This is a genomic window from Microbacterium sp. MM2322, from assembly GCF_964186585.1.
In the GTDB taxonomy this organism is placed as follows: Bacteria; Actinomycetota; Actinomycetes; order Actinomycetales; family Microbacteriaceae; genus Microbacterium.
This window is the reverse complement of record NZ_OZ075067.1, coordinates 111,273-126,768: the sequence shown is the minus strand read 5'-3', so window position 1 is coordinate 126,768 and position 15,496 is coordinate 111,273. Positions and strand designations below refer to the sequence as shown.

Here is a 15,496-nt window from a genome sequence, read left to right as displayed (position 1 = left end):
GGCCGCCGGGCCCCGCCATCTGCCACTCGCGTCGCGGGACGCCCGGCACAGCCGAGCCATAGGATGTCCGCATGAGTGGGGCTGAGCGGCCCGAGTGGGTCGTGCGAGAGGACGCGAGCGCGACGGTGCTCGTCGCGCTGTTCGTGCGTCAGGCCCTCGGCATCCGTGCCCCCGAAGAGGTGCCGCACCTGCGGGGTGCTCCGGCCGCCCAGCCCGAGGACGACGACGATGCGCGCCTCCTGGAGCGGCAATGGCTGGCGTACTGGGCGATGGCGGTCGAGCCGCAGGCTCACCCCTCCCCCGTTCCCCTCGACCTGGTCGATGGATTCGAGACGCTAGCTGTGCTCCCCGTCGACGGGTTCGACGAGCTGCGGGCCGCGATGGCGCCGCTGGCCGCCGACGCAGTGGCCTTCGCCCGCTGGGCGAGCGATCGTTACGCCCAGCAGGCGCGATCGGGATCGGCCAGCAGCTACCGCGCGTATGCCAGTGCGATCGCCGAGCACGAGCGACGCGTCGGACGCCGGGCCCACTCGTTCGAGCTCAACGTGCAGGTGCTTCCGCTGACGCAGCGAGGGGTCTGGTGGATCGGATCGCTGACGATCGCTGTCACCGACGGCCTCCGCGGCGATGTGGCCGCATTCGACCCGGCGATCCAGCCGATCATCGCCGAACTCGCCTGACCGCTGTCAGTCGTCGGTTTCGACGCGCTCCCGCTCGATCCGCACCGTCCGCTGCCGGCGTCCCAGCACACGGTCGAAGAGGAGAGCGACGACGCCGCCGATCGCGACCCCGGCGGGCACGCAGCCAAGCAGGAGGAAGCCGAACACCTGGCTCTGCGAATAGCGCGCTCCCGTGCTCTCGCTGATCTGACCGTCGCCGAACGCGTACGTCAGAATCAGCGCGACGATGATGCCGAGAGCAGCCCCTGCCGCGAAGAACGCCGCGAACCGGGGGCTCCGCCGCAGCTCCGCGGACTCGACGTGCGTTTCGGAATGCTCGGCCATGACTCCATTGTCCACCCCCGCCTCACGGGAGCGGGTCGTGGACCTGTTCCGGCTGCGCCGTGCGGGCGCTGTTGCGCTTGCGCCGCTGGACCGACCCGACTGCGAGCAGTGCGGCGAAGAGGGCGGCGACGCCCACGACGACGACCGGGACGAGGATGCCGGTGCCCTCGGCATCCTTCTCTGCGGCAGCGGCGTCGGCCGAAGCCTCGGGGGTGGCGCAGTCGGCCGCGATGGTGAGGTCGAGGCCGCTGAGCGTGCCGGACCAGAGGACGTCGCGTCCCTCGCCGGTCGGGTCGGTGGCGGCTCCCACGCCGTCGAGGTTGAGTGTGTCGCCGGACTCGGAGACGGCCGCGGCACCGAGATCGACATCGGCCAGCGGTGCCTGCGGGACGAGCTCGGTGCCCTCCGGCTGGACGTCGAAGAGGAGCGTGCCCTTCGTGCCGTCGATCACGATCGTGGGGGCGGAGAGCGTCGTCGTGACGCCGGCCGCGCTCGTGTAGACGAGGGTGCCGTCGAAGCTGACGCTGCCGGTCGGGCCGACCGGTTCGAGCACACCCGTCCCGCCGGTGAAGGTGAGGATGCCGTCGGCCGCGGCGACTGCGCCACCGGCCTCGACATCGGACGCACCGGCATCCCACACGGCCTTCGCCTCGGAGACGATGCAGCTGCGTGCCGCGGCGTGGGCCGGTGCCGCCGCTCCGATGATCGGCAGCAGCGCCACGGCGAGTGCGATCGCGAGGATCGGGAAACGAGCATCCACCTCGAGGTGCCGTGCGTGCATGCCGTTCCTCTCCGCAGGCGATCGTACCGTCGGGGGGGCTCAGGGGCGGAGCGGAAGGAGACCGTGGAGATCGGCGCGCACGCCCGAGGCCCGCACGAGCCCGGCGGTGACGGCGTCGGCCCAGGCGGTCTGTCCCGTGGCGAGCGCGATCCAGGTCGCGGCATCCGTCTCGATGACGTTGGGAGGAGTGCCCCGCGTGTGGCGCGGCCCCTCGACCACCTGGACGGCGCCGAAGGGGGGAACGCGCACCTCGACCGAGTTGCCCGGAGCCTTCTCGACCAGCAGCTGCAGCAGGTAGCGCACCGCGGTGGCCAGCTCGGCGCGGGCGGGCGAGCCGGCAGCGACGGCGGCGAGGGCGTCGCGACCGTCGCCGGTGCTGATGGTGCGGGGCATGGATGCCACCGTAACGCGCGAGCGCCGGTCGGTAGTCTGACGGGGTGAAGATCCTGGTCCTCGGCTCGGGCGCGCGCGAGCACGCCATCATCCTCGCTCTGGTCGCCGAAGGCGCCGGGCACGAGATCTTCGCGGCTCCCGGCAACGCCGGCATCGCCGCGGACGCGACCCTCGTGGCGGACCTCGACCAGAACGACCCCGCCGCCGTCACCCAGTACGCGAACGAGGAGAACATCGACCTCGTCGTCGTCGGACCCGAAGCGCCTCTCGTCGCGGGCGTCGCCGATGCCCTGCGTGAGCGCGGCATCCCCGTGTTCGGTCCCGGCAAGGCCGCGGCGCAGATGGAGGGGTCGAAGGCGTTCGCGAAGCGGATCATGGATGCCGCCGGTGTCCCCACGGGACGTGCCGCCCGCGCGCAGACCCGCGACGAGGTGGCCGCCGCGATCGACGAGTTCGGCGCCCCCTACGTCGTGAAGGCCGACGGCCTGGCGGCCGGCAAGGGCGTCATCGTCACCTCCGACCGCGATGCCGCCCTCGCCCACGCCGACACCTACCTGCCGAACGGTCCCGTCCTCGTCGAGGAGTTCCTCGCCGGCCCCGAAGTGTCGCTCTTCTTCCTCAGCGACGGCGATACCGTCCGCGCGCTCAGCCCCGCCCAGGACTTCAAGCGGGCACTGGACGGCGACGAGGGACCCAACACCGGAGGCATGGGCGCCTACTCCCCGCTCCCCTGGCTCGCCGAGCGCTTCGGCAGCGAGGAGGCCTTCGTCGCGCAGGTGACCGCCGAGGTCGCCGAGCCGGTGATCCGTCAACTGGATGCCGAGGGCACCCCGTTCATCGGTCTGCTCTACGCGGGCCTCATCCTCACCGACGCGGGCGTCAAGGTGATCGAGTTCAACGCGCGCTTCGGCGACCCCGAGACGCAGGTCGTCCTGCCGCGACTGCGTACGCCGCTGTCGCGCCTCCTGCTCGCTTCGGCGAGCGGGACGCTCGAGTCGGAGCCGGCACTCGAGTTCGCCCCCGACGCCGCCGTCACCGTCGTGCTGGCGAGCGAGGGATACCCCGAGAAGCCGGTCACCGGTCGCCCCCTCACGGGAACGGATGCCGCGGCATCCGTCGACGGCGTGCACCTCGCCCACGCGGCGACGGCGCACTCGAACGGCGACCTCATCGCGACGGGCGGACGTGTGCTGAACGTCGTGGCCGTCGGCGGCGACCTCGCCGAGGCCCGCGACCGGGCGTACGCGGCCCTCGAGCAGATCTCGCTCGAGGGCGCGCACTACCGGCGCGACATCGCGCTCAGCGCTGCGGGCTGAAGGCTCCGCGCCGCGGGCTGAAGTCCGCAGGCTGAGAACTCAGCGCTTCGCGAGGTGTGCGGGGCGCCGCAGGAACAGCACCATCACGACGCCCAGTGCGATGACGGCGGCTGGCACCAGCATGGACTGGCCCATGGCGGTAGAGAAGCCCTCGGCGACGGCCGCCGGCATCCCTCCCCCGAAGTCGCTCCCGGCGGCGTCTCCCGCGCCCGGCAGGTTCGCCTCGAGACGGGACTGCATGACGCCGGCGATCGCCGCGGAACCGATGACCGACCCGATGGTGCGGGTCGTGTTGTAGATGCCCGAGCCGGCACCCGCCTGCTGCGGCGGGAGGTTCCTGGTCGCCGTCGTCGCGAGCGGTCCCCACATGCCGGCGTTCGCGACACCGATGATCGCCGAGGGGATGAGCAGCAGCAGGATCGGAGCCTCCGTGTTCATCAGGAGGACGTAGCCGACGAGTCCGACCACCATGAGCGACAGGCCGGGAACCAGCAGCACCCGCGGGTCGACGCGGTCAAGGAAGCGGCCCGCGAACGGCGCGAGAACGCCCGACAGCACCGCCATCGGGATGAGGAGGAGCGCCGACTCGGTCGGGGTGAGGCCACGGGCGAGCTGCGTGAAGAACGCCATCGGCAGCGCCATGCTCGTGACGGTGAAACCGACCGCGGCGATCACCAGGTTGGAGATCGCGAAGTTGCGGTCGCGGAACAGATCGAGCGGCACGAGCGGCTCGCTCTTCGTGCGCGCCTGCGTCCAGATGAAGACGCCGAGCACCGCGACACCGGCAGCGATCATGCCCCACACCCACGGCGCCCAGTCGAAGTGGTCGCCCTCCTGCAGGCCGAAGACGATGAGGAAGAGTGCGACGGCGCTCAGCACGACGCCCAGGACGTCGAAGCGGTGCGGGTTGGTCGGCAGCTGCGGGACGAGACGCCACGCGAGCACGAAGGCGATGATCCCGACGGGGATGTTCACGAAGAAGATCCACTCCCAGCCGAAGCCGTCGACGAGGAGGCCGCCCGCGAGGGGTCCGACGAGCGTGGCGACACCGGCGGTCGCACCCCAGAGGCCCATCGCCGCACCGCGCCGCTCGGCGGGGAAGGTGCGGGTGATGACGGCCATCGTCTGCGGAGTCATGAGCGCCGCGCCCAGGCCCTGCGCGGCACGCGCCGCGATGAGCACCTCGAGCGAGCCCGAGAGTCCGCAGGCCACCGACGCGACCGTGAAGATCGCGAGCCCGATGAGGTAGATGTTCTTCGGCCCGAAGCGGTCACCGAGGCGGCCGGTCACGAGGAGCGGCACCGCGTAGGTCAGCAGGTAGGCCGACGTGACCCACACGACGTTGTCGAGGTTGCTCGTGGACGGGTCGAGTGCGGCCTTGATGGCGGGGTTCGCCACCGAGACGATCGTGGTGTCGACGAGGATCATGAAGAAGCCGAGGACGAGCGCCCACAGGGCGGGCCACGGATTCGTGGGGATGGGGGACGCGCCCGGGGTGCGGACGGTGGTTGTGCTCTCGCTCATGCGCGTGCGGCTTCTCTCTGTGCCAGATAGCGGTCGGTGACGGGGATGTCGACGACACCCCAGACGGTGTCGGGACGACGGATGAACTCGACCGCTTCGTCGAGCCAGGCGATGTCCGCGGCGAGCAAGGCTGCCTGCCGGTGGACTTCGATGAGGAACTGCGGATGCGATCCGTGGGAGATCGCATGGTCGCGGGCACCGCGGTGCGCGTCGAGGGATGCCGCGAGCAGCTCACGCCGCTGCGCGAACAGCGCGATCATCTCGTCCCTCGCGAGGTTGTGCGCCTCGGTGAGCGCGATCCGGAAGCGCTCGGGGTCGTCGATCGAGACGAGCTCGCGTCGGATCCAGTCGAGGAGGGCGGCGTCACCGGCATCCGTCAACGCGTACGTCGTCCGCTCGGGACGGTTGCCGGCTCGGTCGCTGCCCACCTCGGCGATGTGGCCCTGCCGTTCGAGGCGCGCGACCGTGTGATAGATCGTCCCGTGAGTGAGGGCGATCATCCGGTCGGCGCGACGCTCACGGAGCAGGCGCACCATCTCGTAGGCGTGCATGTCGTCCTCGCGCAGGAGCGCGAGGAGCATGATCGCGGTCGGGGTGAGCCGTGCGACGGCATCCGCCATGGGGCTCCCTCCCGTCGATTAGTCCATATGGACTATACGGGTCGCAGCCGTCACTCGGTCGCGCGGAAGACGGCCCAGGCCCGATCGACGCCGTCGGCGATGACCGAGATCTGGACACCCACCATCCGGCTGACGGTGATGCCCGAGACTCGTCCCGGAGCCGCGCAGCCCTGCGTCACCGTGGTAGGCCCCGAGATCGTCGCAGGCGGGTCATTCTCGCCCGTCGCAGGACGGAGCGAGAGGGTGATGGTCGCGTCACGGGGGATGCAGTCGAACTCGAGCGTGTATTCCTGGCCCTGCACGGCACTCGCCGCGACGTTCAGTGCGGTCTCGGGCACGACGCCGACCGCATCGCCGGTGAACACGAGGCGGCTCGCTTCGAGCGGGCTCTCGACGGGAATCCCGTACGAAGGGTCCGGCGACTCCTCGGCCTCGGGAGACGGGGATGAGGGCGGAGACGGAGTGGACGTCGCCGCCTCCGACGGACTCGGCGACGGCGACACGGCATCCACGCCGGTCGTCGAGACGCAGCTGCTCAATCCGAGCGACAGCGCGAGGGCGGTCAGGGCGAGGAGTGGTCGGCGCATCACGCCAGGGTACGCAGGGGGCGCCGCGCCCGCGATAATGGCCAGGTGACGGATGCCGCGACCTCCCTGCCCGGATGGACCCACGTGTACTCGGGCAAGGTCCGGGACCTCTACCGCCCCGCAGACGGTGACGAAGGACGGATGCTGGTGGTCGCCAGCGACCGCGTCAGCGCCTTCGACCACGTGCTCGACCCGGGCATCCCGGGCAAGGGCGAGCTCCTCACGCGCTTGAGCCTGTGGTGGTTCGCGCAGCTCGCCGGCGGCGACGGGGGGCGCCCGATCCCGAACCACCTCGTCGACGGCATCGAGCCTCCCGCCGAGGTCGCCGGCCGCGCGATGGTCGTCAGGGAGCTCGAGATGCAGCCGATCGAGTGCGTCGTCCGCGGCTACCTGACCGGATCGGGCTGGGCCGAGTACCAGGCTGACGGCACCGTGTGCGGCATCCCCCTTCCCGCCGGCCTCGCCAACGGCGACCGCCTGCCGGAGCCGATCTTCACCCCCGCGTACAAGGCGCCGCTCGGCGAGCACGACGAGAACATCTCGTTCGAGCGCACCGTCGAGCTCGTCGGTGAGGCGCACGCCGCCGACCTGCGCGACGCGTCCCTCGAGATCTACCGCCGCGCTGCCGCCCTCGCCGAGGCGAAGGGACTGATCCTCGCCGACACGAAGTTCGAGTTCGGCCTCGATGCCGACGGCATCCTGACCCTCGGCGACGAGGTGCTCACGAGCGACTCGTCGCGGTACTGGGATGCCGAGGCATGGCGCACCGGCGCGACCCCGAACGAACGGATGGCGAGCTTCGACAAGCAGATCGTCCGCGACTGGCTCGCCGCGAACTGGAACCGGCACGGCGAGCCGCCCACCGTCCCGGCCGACGTCGTCGAGCAGACCGCCGCGAAGTACCGAGAGCTCCTGGACCGACTCGCCGCTGCGTGATGCGGCGACTGCCGCGCGCTCAGCCGACTCCCAGGTAGCCTGACCCCAGGCATCCCCCGACCATCTGAGGAGCACGCGCATGCCCATCTGGACCCTTCACGGCGACGGCCGCCGCGTCGCCCCCGGCGCCGTCGTCACGCCCGGTGAACGCCTCGGTTGGGGCAGCACGATCGCGATCGGCGCCCAGCACGTCGTCGCGATGTTCGGCGCGACATTCCTCGTGCCGCTGCTGACCGGCTTCCCCGTCAGCACGACGCTCCTCTTCTCCGGCCTCGGGACGCTCCTGTTCCTGATCCTCACGCGCAACAAGCTGCCCAGCTACCTCGGGTCGTCGTTCGCGTTCATCGCGCCGATCACCGCCTTCGGCCCTGGTCAGGGCAAGCCGCTCGACAGCCCCGAGCAGATCGGCCAGGCGCTCGTCGGCGTGTTCGTCGCCGGCATCCTGCTCGCCGGCATCGGCTTCCTCGTGCAGGCGACGGGAACGCGCTGGCTCGAGAAGCTCATGCCACCCGTCGTCTCGGGTGCGATCGTCGCGCTGATCGGCCTGAACCTGGCTCCCGCAGCGTGGAACAACTTCAAGACCGATGGCGTGCTGGCGACGATCACCCTGGTCGCCTGCATCCTCTTCGCGGTGCTGTTCCGCGGCATCCTCGGCCGGGTCTCGATCTTCCTGGGCGTCGTCGTCGGGTACATCGCCGCCCTGATCATGGGGCGCGTCGACTTCTCGGGCGTGACCGCGCTGATCGAGAACGGCCAGTGGATCGGTCTCCCGACCTTCCACCTGCCCTCGTTCGGCGACCCGGTGGCGTGGGGGCTGCTGCCGATGTTCCTACCCGTCGTCCTCGTCCTGGTCGCCGAGAACGTCGGCCACGTCCGCGGCGTCGCGACGATGACCGGCGACCCCACGGTCAATAAACGCACGGGGCGCGCGCTCCTCGCCGACGGCCTCGCGACGACGCTCGCGGGCGCGTTCGGCGGCTCGGGCACGACCACCTACGGCGAGAACATCGGCGTCATGGCGGCGACTCGCATCTACTCGACGGCGGCGTACTGGGTCGCGGGCATCATCGCGGTGCTGCTGTCGTTCTCGCCGGTCGTCGGCGCGGTGCTGTTCACGATCCCGAACGGCGTCATCGGCGGCGTGACGACCGCGCTCTACGGCCTCATCGGCGTGATCGGCATCAAGATCTGGGTCGACAACCAGGTCGACTTCTCGCGCCCGGTCAACCAGTACACGGTCGCCGTCGCCTTCGTCATCGCGATCGCGAACTTCACGATGAACCTGGGGCAGCTGCAGTTCGGCGGCATCGTCCTCGGCACCGTGGCGGCCCTCGTGATCTACCACGCCGGCAACGCCATCGCCCGGGCACGCAAGACGGGCGCGGATGACGGCGGCCCGATCGTCCCGATCGGTCAGCTCGGCGGCGACCCGGACTAAGCCTCGAGCGGGAATGAACGGGATGCCGCGGCGTTACCTATTCATGTGAATATGCCTGCCTCGGACCGCCTCGCCGCCGCCACCTCGATGGGCGCCGTGACGCTTCTCGTGGGCGATCTCGACGGCATGACCCGCTACTACCGCGACGTCGTCACCCTGCAGGTCCTCACCGCCGAAGGGGACACCGTGACGCTCGGCCGCGCCGGGCGCCCGATCGTCATCCTCCGCCACGAGCCAGGGCTACGCCACGCGCCCGCAGGCGCTGCGGGACTGTTCCACACCGCGATCCTCTTCGAGTCGCAGACCGCGCTGGCCGCCGCGCTGTTCTCCCTCGCCCAGCACGCGCCCCAGACCTTCACCGGCAGCGCCGACCACCTCGTCAGCCAGGCGTTCTACGCAACCGACCCCGAAGGCAACGGCATCGAGCTCTACTGGGATCGTGACCGCAGCGACTGGTCGTGGACCCATGGTCAGGTCGAGATGGCGACCCTGCACCTCGACCCGAACGCCTTCATCCGGGACCACCTGACGGATGCCGCGGCTGCAGGGTCGACGGCCGCCGACGCGGCATCCGTCGGTCACGTCCACCTGTCGGTGGGAGACGTGAGCACGGCGCGCGCCTTCTACGTCGACGCGCTCGGGTTCGACGTCACGGCTGAGCTGGGCGGGTCGGCACTGTTCGTGAGTGCCGGCGGGTACCACCACCACATGGCGATGAACGCCTGGAACTCGCGCGGCGCGGGGCCGCGGATGCCCGCGCTCGGGCTCGGTCGCGTCGACCTCGCACTGCCTGACCGGGACAGCTTCGGCGAACTCAGCGAGCGTCTGCGACACCACCGCATCCAGATCGCCGACGACGGGCGCACGGCGACCTTCACCGATCCGTGGCGCAACACCCTGCACGCCAGCGTGGCGTAAGCGGCCTCAGGCGGATTCGCGGACGACGAGCTGCGTCTCAAGCAGCGTCTCCCGCTCGGGCGCCCCTCCCGCGAGAAGCGTCAGCAGGATGTCGGCCATGACCTCCCCCTGCACGAGGGAAGGCTGCCGCACCGTCGTGAGAGTCGGCGAGACCGAGGTGGCGACGGGCGAATCGTCGTATCCCACGATCGCGACGTCCTCGGGGACGCGCAGGCCCGCACGCGTCAGCTCGACGAGCACTCCGCGCGCCATGAGGTCACTGGCGACGAAGAGGCCGTCGAACTCGACGCCCGACTCGATGATCCGCGTGACGGCGGCAGCGCCCGCGGCGGCCGTGAAGTCGCCGTCTTCGACGGCGACCGCGGACAGGCCCGCGGCATCCAGCGCCTCGCGGAACCCGGTCAGACGGTCGATCCCGCCGGGCATGGTCGTGGGGCCGGTGATCGTCGCGAGCCGCGTGCGGCCCCGGTCGAGTAGGTGCTGCGTCGCGAGCCGGCCACCCTCGACGTTGTCGACGTCGACGTAGTAGTCCCGCTCACGCTGACGGACGGGACGACCGCCGTAGACGACGGGCATCGCTGCGGCGATGCGGTCGATGAAGGCGTCGCTCGTGTGGTGGGAGACGATGATCGCACCGTCGACGGCGCCGCTGCGGAGGTATTCCGTCGCCTTGTCGTTCGGGTCGTCGCTCGCGATGATCAGGTTGAGGACGTAGTCGGACTTCGAGACCCGCTTGTTGATTCCGCTCACGATCGCCGCGAAGAACGGATCGCCGAAGAACCGGGTCGTGTCTTCGGGAACCACGAGCGCGACCGCCATCGTGGCGCGACTGGCCAGCGAGCGCGCGGCACGGTTGGGCACGTAGTTCAACTCGTCGATCGCCTGGCGAACGGCCGCGAGGGCCGCCGGGCTCACCGCCGTCGAGCCGTTGACGACGCGTGAGACGGTGGAGCGCGACACCCCTGCCGCGCTGGCGACCTCCTCGATGGTCACAGGAGAGGCGCTCGCCACCGGGGACTGAAGGGTTTCGGACACGGCCACCTCGGGGAGTGCAGTCAATCGATCGCTCGGGCAGCGATGACCCGACGATACTCCAGGGCACTGTCCTTGAACGTCCGTTCCTGCGTGGCGTAGTCGACGCGGATCAGCCCGAATCGCTTGTCGTAGCCCCACGCCCACTCGAAGTTGTCCATCAGCGACCAGTAGAAGTAGCCCCTGACGTCGACGCCGGCATCGGCGGCATCCAGGATCGCTCCCAGGTGACCGCGCAGGAACTCGACCCGGTCCGCGTCGTGCACCCGCACCTCACCGTCTTCGACGACACGCTCGTCGTCGAAGGCCGCGCCGTTCTCGGTCACGAATAGCGCCGTCCCGGCATCCTTCGCGTACTCGTCCCACACCCGCTCGAGCAGCACCGTCAGACCCGCGGGCTGCACCTCCCAGTGCATCGCCGTCCGGGGAAGGCCGCGCTCGTACCAGTGGATGCCGTCGCCCGCCGGCCAGGGCGATCCCACCACGCGGTCGGTCGGCGCATCGCCGGGAAGGGGCGGGTCGGCCGGGGCGCTGCCGCCGACGAACTCGCCGTGGTAGTAGTTCACGCCCAGCACGTCGAGTCGCTGCGAGATCGTGTCGAGGTCGCCCGGGTGCACGGCCGCCTCGAAGCGGGCGACCGCGTCGGCGTCGACGGCGCGGATGTCCGAGACGATGTCCTCGGGGTAGCTCCCGCGGAAGATCGGGTCGAGGAACCAGCGGTTGAACTGGCCGTCGATGCGCCGCGCGGCGTCGACGTCCTCGGGCTTGGCCGGGTCGGCGGCTTCGGCGACGGTGAGGTTGAGGGTGATCCCGAGGTTCAGGGCAGGGTCGCGGCGCCGGAGCTCCTCAACCACGAGGCCGTGCCCGCGCAGCAGGTGGTGGGAGGCCAGCATCCCGTCACCGATGCTGAACCGCCCCGGCGCGTGAATGCCGCCGGTGTAGCTCAGGAACGACGAGCACCACGGCTCGTTCAGGGTCGTCCAGTCCGTGACCCGGTCGCCGAGGGCATCGTGCACCGACAACGCGTACTCGGCGAACCGCTCGCTCGTCTCGCGCGCTGTCCACCCGCCGCGGTCCTCGAGCGTCTGCGGCAGGTCCCAGTGGTACAGCGTGAGCCACGGACGGATGCCGACCCCCAAGAGCTCGTCGACGAGGCGCTCGTAGAAGTCGATGCCCTTCGGGTTGACCGGCCCGCCGTCGGGACGGACCCGCGACCACGAGGTCGAGAACCGGTAGGTCTCGAGGCCGAGCTCCTTCATGAGCGCGACGTCGCCCTGGTACCGGTGGTAGTGGTCGCACGCGACGTCGCCGTTGTCGGCGCCGATCACGGCGCCCGGGACCCGGCTGAAGGCATCCCAGATCGAGGCAGTCCGGCCGTCCTCGAAGGCGGCGCCCTCGATCTGGTAGGCGGCGGTCGCCGCTCCGAAGAGGAAGTCGGTCGGGAACGGGCGCGGGGCGACAGCAGGCACGGGGGCAGAGTACTCCTGCGAAAGGACGTTCACGGGGCGCCGTCAGCCCTTGACCGCGCCGGCCATGATGCCGCTGATGAGCTGCTTGCCGGCCACGACGAAGAGGATGAGGAGAGGCAGCGTGGCGAGGACGGCGCCGGCGAGCACGATCGAGTAGTCGATGTAGTAGCCGGACTGCAGCTGACTGAGCGCCGTCTGCAGCGTCGGGTTCTGAGGGCTCAGCACGATGAGCGGCCAAAGGTAGTCCGTCCACGCCGTCATGAAGGTGAACAGTCCGAGGATCGCCATCGCGGGCCGCGCAGCAGGCAGGCCGACGGTCAGGAACGTCCGGAACTGACCCGCGCCGTCCACCCGTGCCGCCTCGATGAGTTCATCGGGGATCACGTCGACGAGATACTGCCGCATGAAGAAGACTCCGAACGCGGTGACCAGGGTCGGCACGATCACGGCCCCGATCGTGCCGGTCCAGCCCAGCTCCCGCATGACCATGAACAACGGGATGATGCCGAGCTGCGTGGGGATCGCCATCGTGGCCACGACGAAGATCATCAGACCGTTGCGGCCCGCGAAGCGGAGCTTGGCGAAGGCGTAGCCCGCGAGCGTGGAGAAGGACACGACCGAGATCGTGATGATCGCGGAGATGAGCACCGAGTTGCCCAGCGCGAGCCAGAAGGGGATCGCGTCGAGGACCTTCAGCGCGTTGGCGAAGAAGTTGCCGCCCGGGACGAGGGGGAGAGTCTCGCCTCTCGTGGCGTTGGTGCCGCTCGCGACGACGAACGACCACCACATCGGATACACGCTGCCGATGACGAACGCCGCCAGCAGACCGTAGGTGAGAAAGCCGGGACGGCTGCCGATGCCTGCCGGTCCGCTCTCGCGGGAGCGGCGAGGCCCGCCGCGGCGCGGCCGCTCGGGCTCGACGACATCGATCTGCTGTGCGGGCAGCGGTTCCGGGATCGCGGTGGTCATCGCATGCCTTTCGTGGTGTCGGAGCGGCGCGCGCGGCGCGCCCTGCGGGAACGGCCGTCCCCGCTGGCGATGCCACGCGAGACCAGGAAGTTGATCAGACCGATCCCGACGATGAGCACGAACAGCAGGATCGCGACCGCCGACGCCTCGCCGAGGTTGCGGCGGAAGAAGGCGAGCTCCCAGAGGAACAGCACCGTCGTCTGGAACTGGCGGTCGCTGCCGCCGATGCCGCCTGCCGTGGAGACATCGAACAGCCTCGGCTCGGCGAAGATCTGCAGCCCGCCGATCGTGGCGGTGATGATGACGAAGATGAGCGTCGGGCGGATCGACGGGATCGTGATCGAGAAGAACCGTCGGGTCGGCCCGGCGCCGTCGATCGCGGCGGACTCGTAGAGGTCACGCGGCACGGCCTGCATGGCGGCCAGGAGGATGAGGGCGTTGTAGCCCGTCCACCGGAAGTTGACCATGATGGCGATCGCGAGGTGGCTCAAGAACGAGTCGTGCTTCCACTGCTGGTCGGTGATGCCGATCAGGTTGAGCAGGTTGTTCGCGAGGCCGTCGGCTTCGTTGAAGACGCTGGAGAAGATGAGCGCGGTAGCGACGGGGGTGACCACGAAGGGGATCAGGACGCTCATCCGCCAGAAGGTCGGCGCGCGCAGACCCCGGTCGAGGAGGTAGGCGACGAGGAGAGCGACGGCCAGCTGGGGGATGGCGGAGAGCAGGAAGATGCTCAGGGTGTTGCCGATCGAGTTCCAGAACATGTAGTCGCCGAGGATCTCGGAGAAGTTTCCGAATCCGACGAACTCCCCTTGGCCCTTCAGCAAGTCCCACTCGTGCACCGCGACGTTCACGGTGTAGATGAGGGGGAAGAGGCCGACGAGGCCGAACAGCAGGAAGAACGGTGCGATGTACGCGTAGGGCGAGCCGCGGAAGGCGAGCAGCGAGAGCCGCTGCCGGGTCGTGCGGCGCGGCGCCTGCGGCTTCGCGTTCGTGTCGGTCTCGGAGCGCACACGGGGCGGCGGCGATGCGGTGGTGGTCATGATGTCCTCTCGTGTGCGCCGGGGGTGGTGCACGGGTCACCGGCGATGCCGGTGACCCGTGCGGGACTGCTAGTTGGTCTCGACGAGGTCGCCCAGCAGCGAGATCGCCTTGTCCCATGCGCCGGCCGTGTCGACCTCGCCGAGGTCGAGCGAGTTCAGCGCCGGGCCGAAGACGTTCTCCTGGATGACCGAGTCGTCCGGCCCCTTGTACTGGGCGACGACACCCTTCGCGCGCTCCGCGAGGATCGCGCCCGTCGGGGCGTCGTTGAAGAACTCGTTCGGCGTCGCATCGCTCGCGAGCTTCTCCTGCGCCGTGATGGTCGAGGGGAAGTTGCCCGCGGCGGCGGACTGCTTCACCTGCTGATCCGGCTGCGTCAGCCAGTTCGCGAGCTTCGCGGCTGCTTCCTTGTGCGCCGAGGTCTCCGGGATCGACAGCCAGGCGCCGCCCCAGTTCGCTGCGCCGCCGGGGAAGACATCGGCGAAGTCCCATCCGGTGGAGGCGTCGCCGCCCGCACCCTCGACACGCTCCTGAACGACACCCAGCATCCAGCCGGGGCAGACGAAGGTCGCGAAGGTGCCGTCGACGAACGACTTGTTGCCGTTCCAGTCCCACGCGGTCTGAGCGGCCGACTGGCCGCCCTCGGTCGCGGCGCCGAGCATCTCGAAACGCTTCTTGAGCTCTGCGTTGCCCTCGACGTTGAGCTTGCCGTCGGAGGTGTAGTAGCCCTCGTCGAGCTGATTGACCATCGCGTTCCACACGAAGCCGGAGTGGTCGTACCAGCCCTTGCCGGTCTTGTCGGTGTACTCCTGGCCGACCGTGAAGAAGTTCTCCCAGTCGCCGGTGAGGAGCTCCGCGACGCCTTCGCGGTCCGTCGGCAACCCTGCCGCCTCGAACGCGGGGGCGTTGTAGCAGATACCGCTCGGGCCGATGTCGGTGCCGTAGCCGATGACACGGCCGTTGGGATCCGTCGCGTTGTCGTACTTCCAGTCGACCCAGTCACCCTTGCGGTCCTCGATGCCGAAGTCGCGCAGGTCGGTGAACAGATCGGAGACGCCGTCCTCCATGATCGCGCCGAGCCACCCCTCCTCGATCGCGACGATGTCGGAGAGCCCCGATCCGGCGCCGATCTTGGTGAACAGATCGGTGCGGGCGTTGCCGCCGGTGTCGATGTTGGACGCCTCGATCTTGACGCCCGGGTTGGCCTTTTCGTACTCCTCGTAGAGATCGTCGTAGCCGAAGGTGCCGAACGTCGTGACGGTCAGCGTGACGTCCTCGCCGCCACCGCCGTTAGCGTCGGGCGTGCCGCCGCCGGAGCAGCCGGCCAGGACGAGGGCGGACGTGGCGGCGGCGCCGGCGATCACGCCGACCCGTCGCAAAGCGCGTGAGTTCACAAGACACTCCTTTGTGGTGTGGACGAGAGCGAGGTGCTGTGACTCCGCTTTGGGAGCGCTCTCATCGGGTTGGCAGT

The 15,496-nt window shown here is 69.9% G+C and carries 16 protein-coding genes; 5 read left to right on the top strand and 11 right to left on the bottom strand.

The features are described 5' to 3' along the window. Positions 1-71: 71 nt before the first annotated feature. A complete protein-coding gene (locus ABQ271_RS00665) occupies positions 72-680 on the top strand; it encodes a zinc-binding alcohol dehydrogenase (protein WP_349309646.1) in 609 nt (202 codons plus the stop codon). 6 nt (positions 681-686) lie between these two features. Here the strand turns inward: ABQ271_RS00665 and ABQ271_RS00660 are convergent, their stop codons facing one another. The 3 genes from ABQ271_RS00660 to ABQ271_RS00650 are packed head-to-tail and all read right to left on the bottom strand — an operon-like array spanning position 687 to position 2,178. Then, a complete protein-coding gene (locus ABQ271_RS00660; RefSeq protein ID WP_349309645.1) occupies positions 687-1,004 on the bottom strand; it encodes a potassium transporter Trk in 318 nt (105 codons plus the stop codon). A 22-nt stretch (positions 1,005-1,026) separates the two neighbouring features. Then, positions 1,027-1,785, bottom strand: coding sequence for an HtaA domain-containing protein (locus ABQ271_RS00655; protein ID WP_349309644.1), 759 nt, complete (start codon positions 1,783-1,785; stop codon positions 1,027-1,029). Between the two features lie 39 nt (positions 1,786-1,824). Beyond that, complete coding sequence (locus ABQ271_RS00650; protein ID WP_349309643.1) at positions 1,825-2,178, bottom strand: sterol carrier family protein; 354 nt, start codon at positions 2,176-2,178, stop codon at positions 1,825-1,827. 44 nt (positions 2,179-2,222) lie between these two features. On the opposite strand from ABQ271_RS00650, the gene purD reads away from it, so the two are divergent. Next, positions 2,223-3,494 (top strand): phosphoribosylamine--glycine ligase, encoded by a 1,272-nt coding sequence (gene purD, locus ABQ271_RS00645; protein WP_349309642.1) that lies wholly within the window; start codon positions 2,223-2,225, stop codon positions 3,492-3,494. Between the two features lie 39 nt (positions 3,495-3,533). Here purD and ABQ271_RS00640 read toward each other — a convergent pair whose 3' ends face one another. The 3 genes from ABQ271_RS00640 to ABQ271_RS00630 are packed head-to-tail and all read right to left on the bottom strand — an operon-like array spanning position 3,534 to position 6,225. Then, positions 3,534-5,018, bottom strand: coding sequence for an MFS transporter (locus ABQ271_RS00640; protein WP_349309641.1), 1,485 nt, complete (start codon positions 5,016-5,018; stop codon positions 3,534-3,536). Next, positions 5,015-5,638, bottom strand: a complete 624-nt coding sequence (locus tag ABQ271_RS00635; protein WP_349309640.1) for a PadR family transcriptional regulator — start codon at positions 5,636-5,638, stop codon at positions 5,015-5,017. Before ABQ271_RS00635 ends, ABQ271_RS00640 begins: the two co-directional genes overlap by 4 nt. A gap of 50 nt (positions 5,639-5,688) precedes the next feature. After that, positions 5,689-6,225, bottom strand: a complete 537-nt coding sequence (locus ABQ271_RS00630) for a hypothetical protein (RefSeq protein WP_349309639.1) — start codon at positions 6,223-6,225, stop codon at positions 5,689-5,691. Positions 6,226-6,270: 45 nt separating this feature from the next. On the opposite strand from ABQ271_RS00630, the gene ABQ271_RS00625 reads away from it, so the two are divergent. From ABQ271_RS00625 to ABQ271_RS00615, 3 genes are all read left to right on the top strand, one after another. Further along, positions 6,271-7,161: a phosphoribosylaminoimidazolesuccinocarboxamide synthase gene (locus tag ABQ271_RS00625; RefSeq protein ID WP_349309638.1), complete on the top strand. Its 891-nt coding sequence runs from the start codon at positions 6,271-6,273 to the stop codon at positions 7,159-7,161. A gap of 79 nt (positions 7,162-7,240) precedes the next feature. Continuing rightward, positions 7,241-8,599 (top strand): solute carrier family 23 protein, encoded by a 1,359-nt coding sequence (locus ABQ271_RS00620; RefSeq protein ID WP_349309637.1) that lies wholly within the window; start codon positions 7,241-7,243, stop codon positions 8,597-8,599. A gap of 51 nt (positions 8,600-8,650) precedes the next feature. Continuing rightward, on the top strand, positions 8,651-9,517 hold the full coding sequence (locus ABQ271_RS00615) for a VOC family protein (RefSeq protein WP_349309636.1): 867 nt from the start codon (positions 8,651-8,653) through the stop codon (positions 9,515-9,517). A gap of 6 nt (positions 9,518-9,523) precedes the next feature. On the opposite strand, the gene ABQ271_RS00610 is transcribed toward ABQ271_RS00615, so the two are convergent. The 5 genes from ABQ271_RS00610 to ABQ271_RS00590 all read right to left on the bottom strand — a co-directional run bounded on the left by ABQ271_RS00610 (position 9,524) and on the right by ABQ271_RS00590 (position 15,419). Continuing rightward, on the bottom strand, positions 9,524-10,510 hold the full coding sequence (locus ABQ271_RS00610; protein WP_349309635.1) for a LacI family DNA-binding transcriptional regulator: 987 nt from the start codon (positions 10,508-10,510) through the stop codon (positions 9,524-9,526). A 62-nt stretch (positions 10,511-10,572) separates the two neighbouring features. After that, positions 10,573-12,018 carry a GH1 family beta-glucosidase gene (locus ABQ271_RS00605; RefSeq protein ID WP_349309634.1) on the bottom strand — a complete coding sequence of 482 codons (1,446 nt, stop codon included), beginning with the start codon at positions 12,016-12,018 and terminating at the stop codon, positions 10,573-10,575. Positions 12,019-12,060: 42 nt separating this feature from the next. Continuing rightward, entirely contained in the window at positions 12,061-12,987 is a 927-nt protein-coding gene (locus tag ABQ271_RS00600) for a carbohydrate ABC transporter permease (protein WP_349309633.1), read from the bottom strand. Next, positions 12,984-14,027 carry a sugar ABC transporter permease gene (locus ABQ271_RS00595; RefSeq protein ID WP_349309632.1) on the bottom strand — a complete coding sequence of 348 codons (1,044 nt, stop codon included), beginning with the start codon at positions 14,025-14,027 and terminating at the stop codon, positions 12,984-12,986. The genes ABQ271_RS00600 and ABQ271_RS00595 overlap by 4 nt, the downstream gene beginning before the upstream one ends. Positions 14,028-14,096: 69 nt before the next feature. Further along, complete coding sequence (locus ABQ271_RS00590) at positions 14,097-15,419, bottom strand: ABC transporter substrate-binding protein (protein WP_349309631.1); 1,323 nt, start codon at positions 15,417-15,419, stop codon at positions 14,097-14,099. Positions 15,420-15,496: the final 77 nt, after the last annotated feature.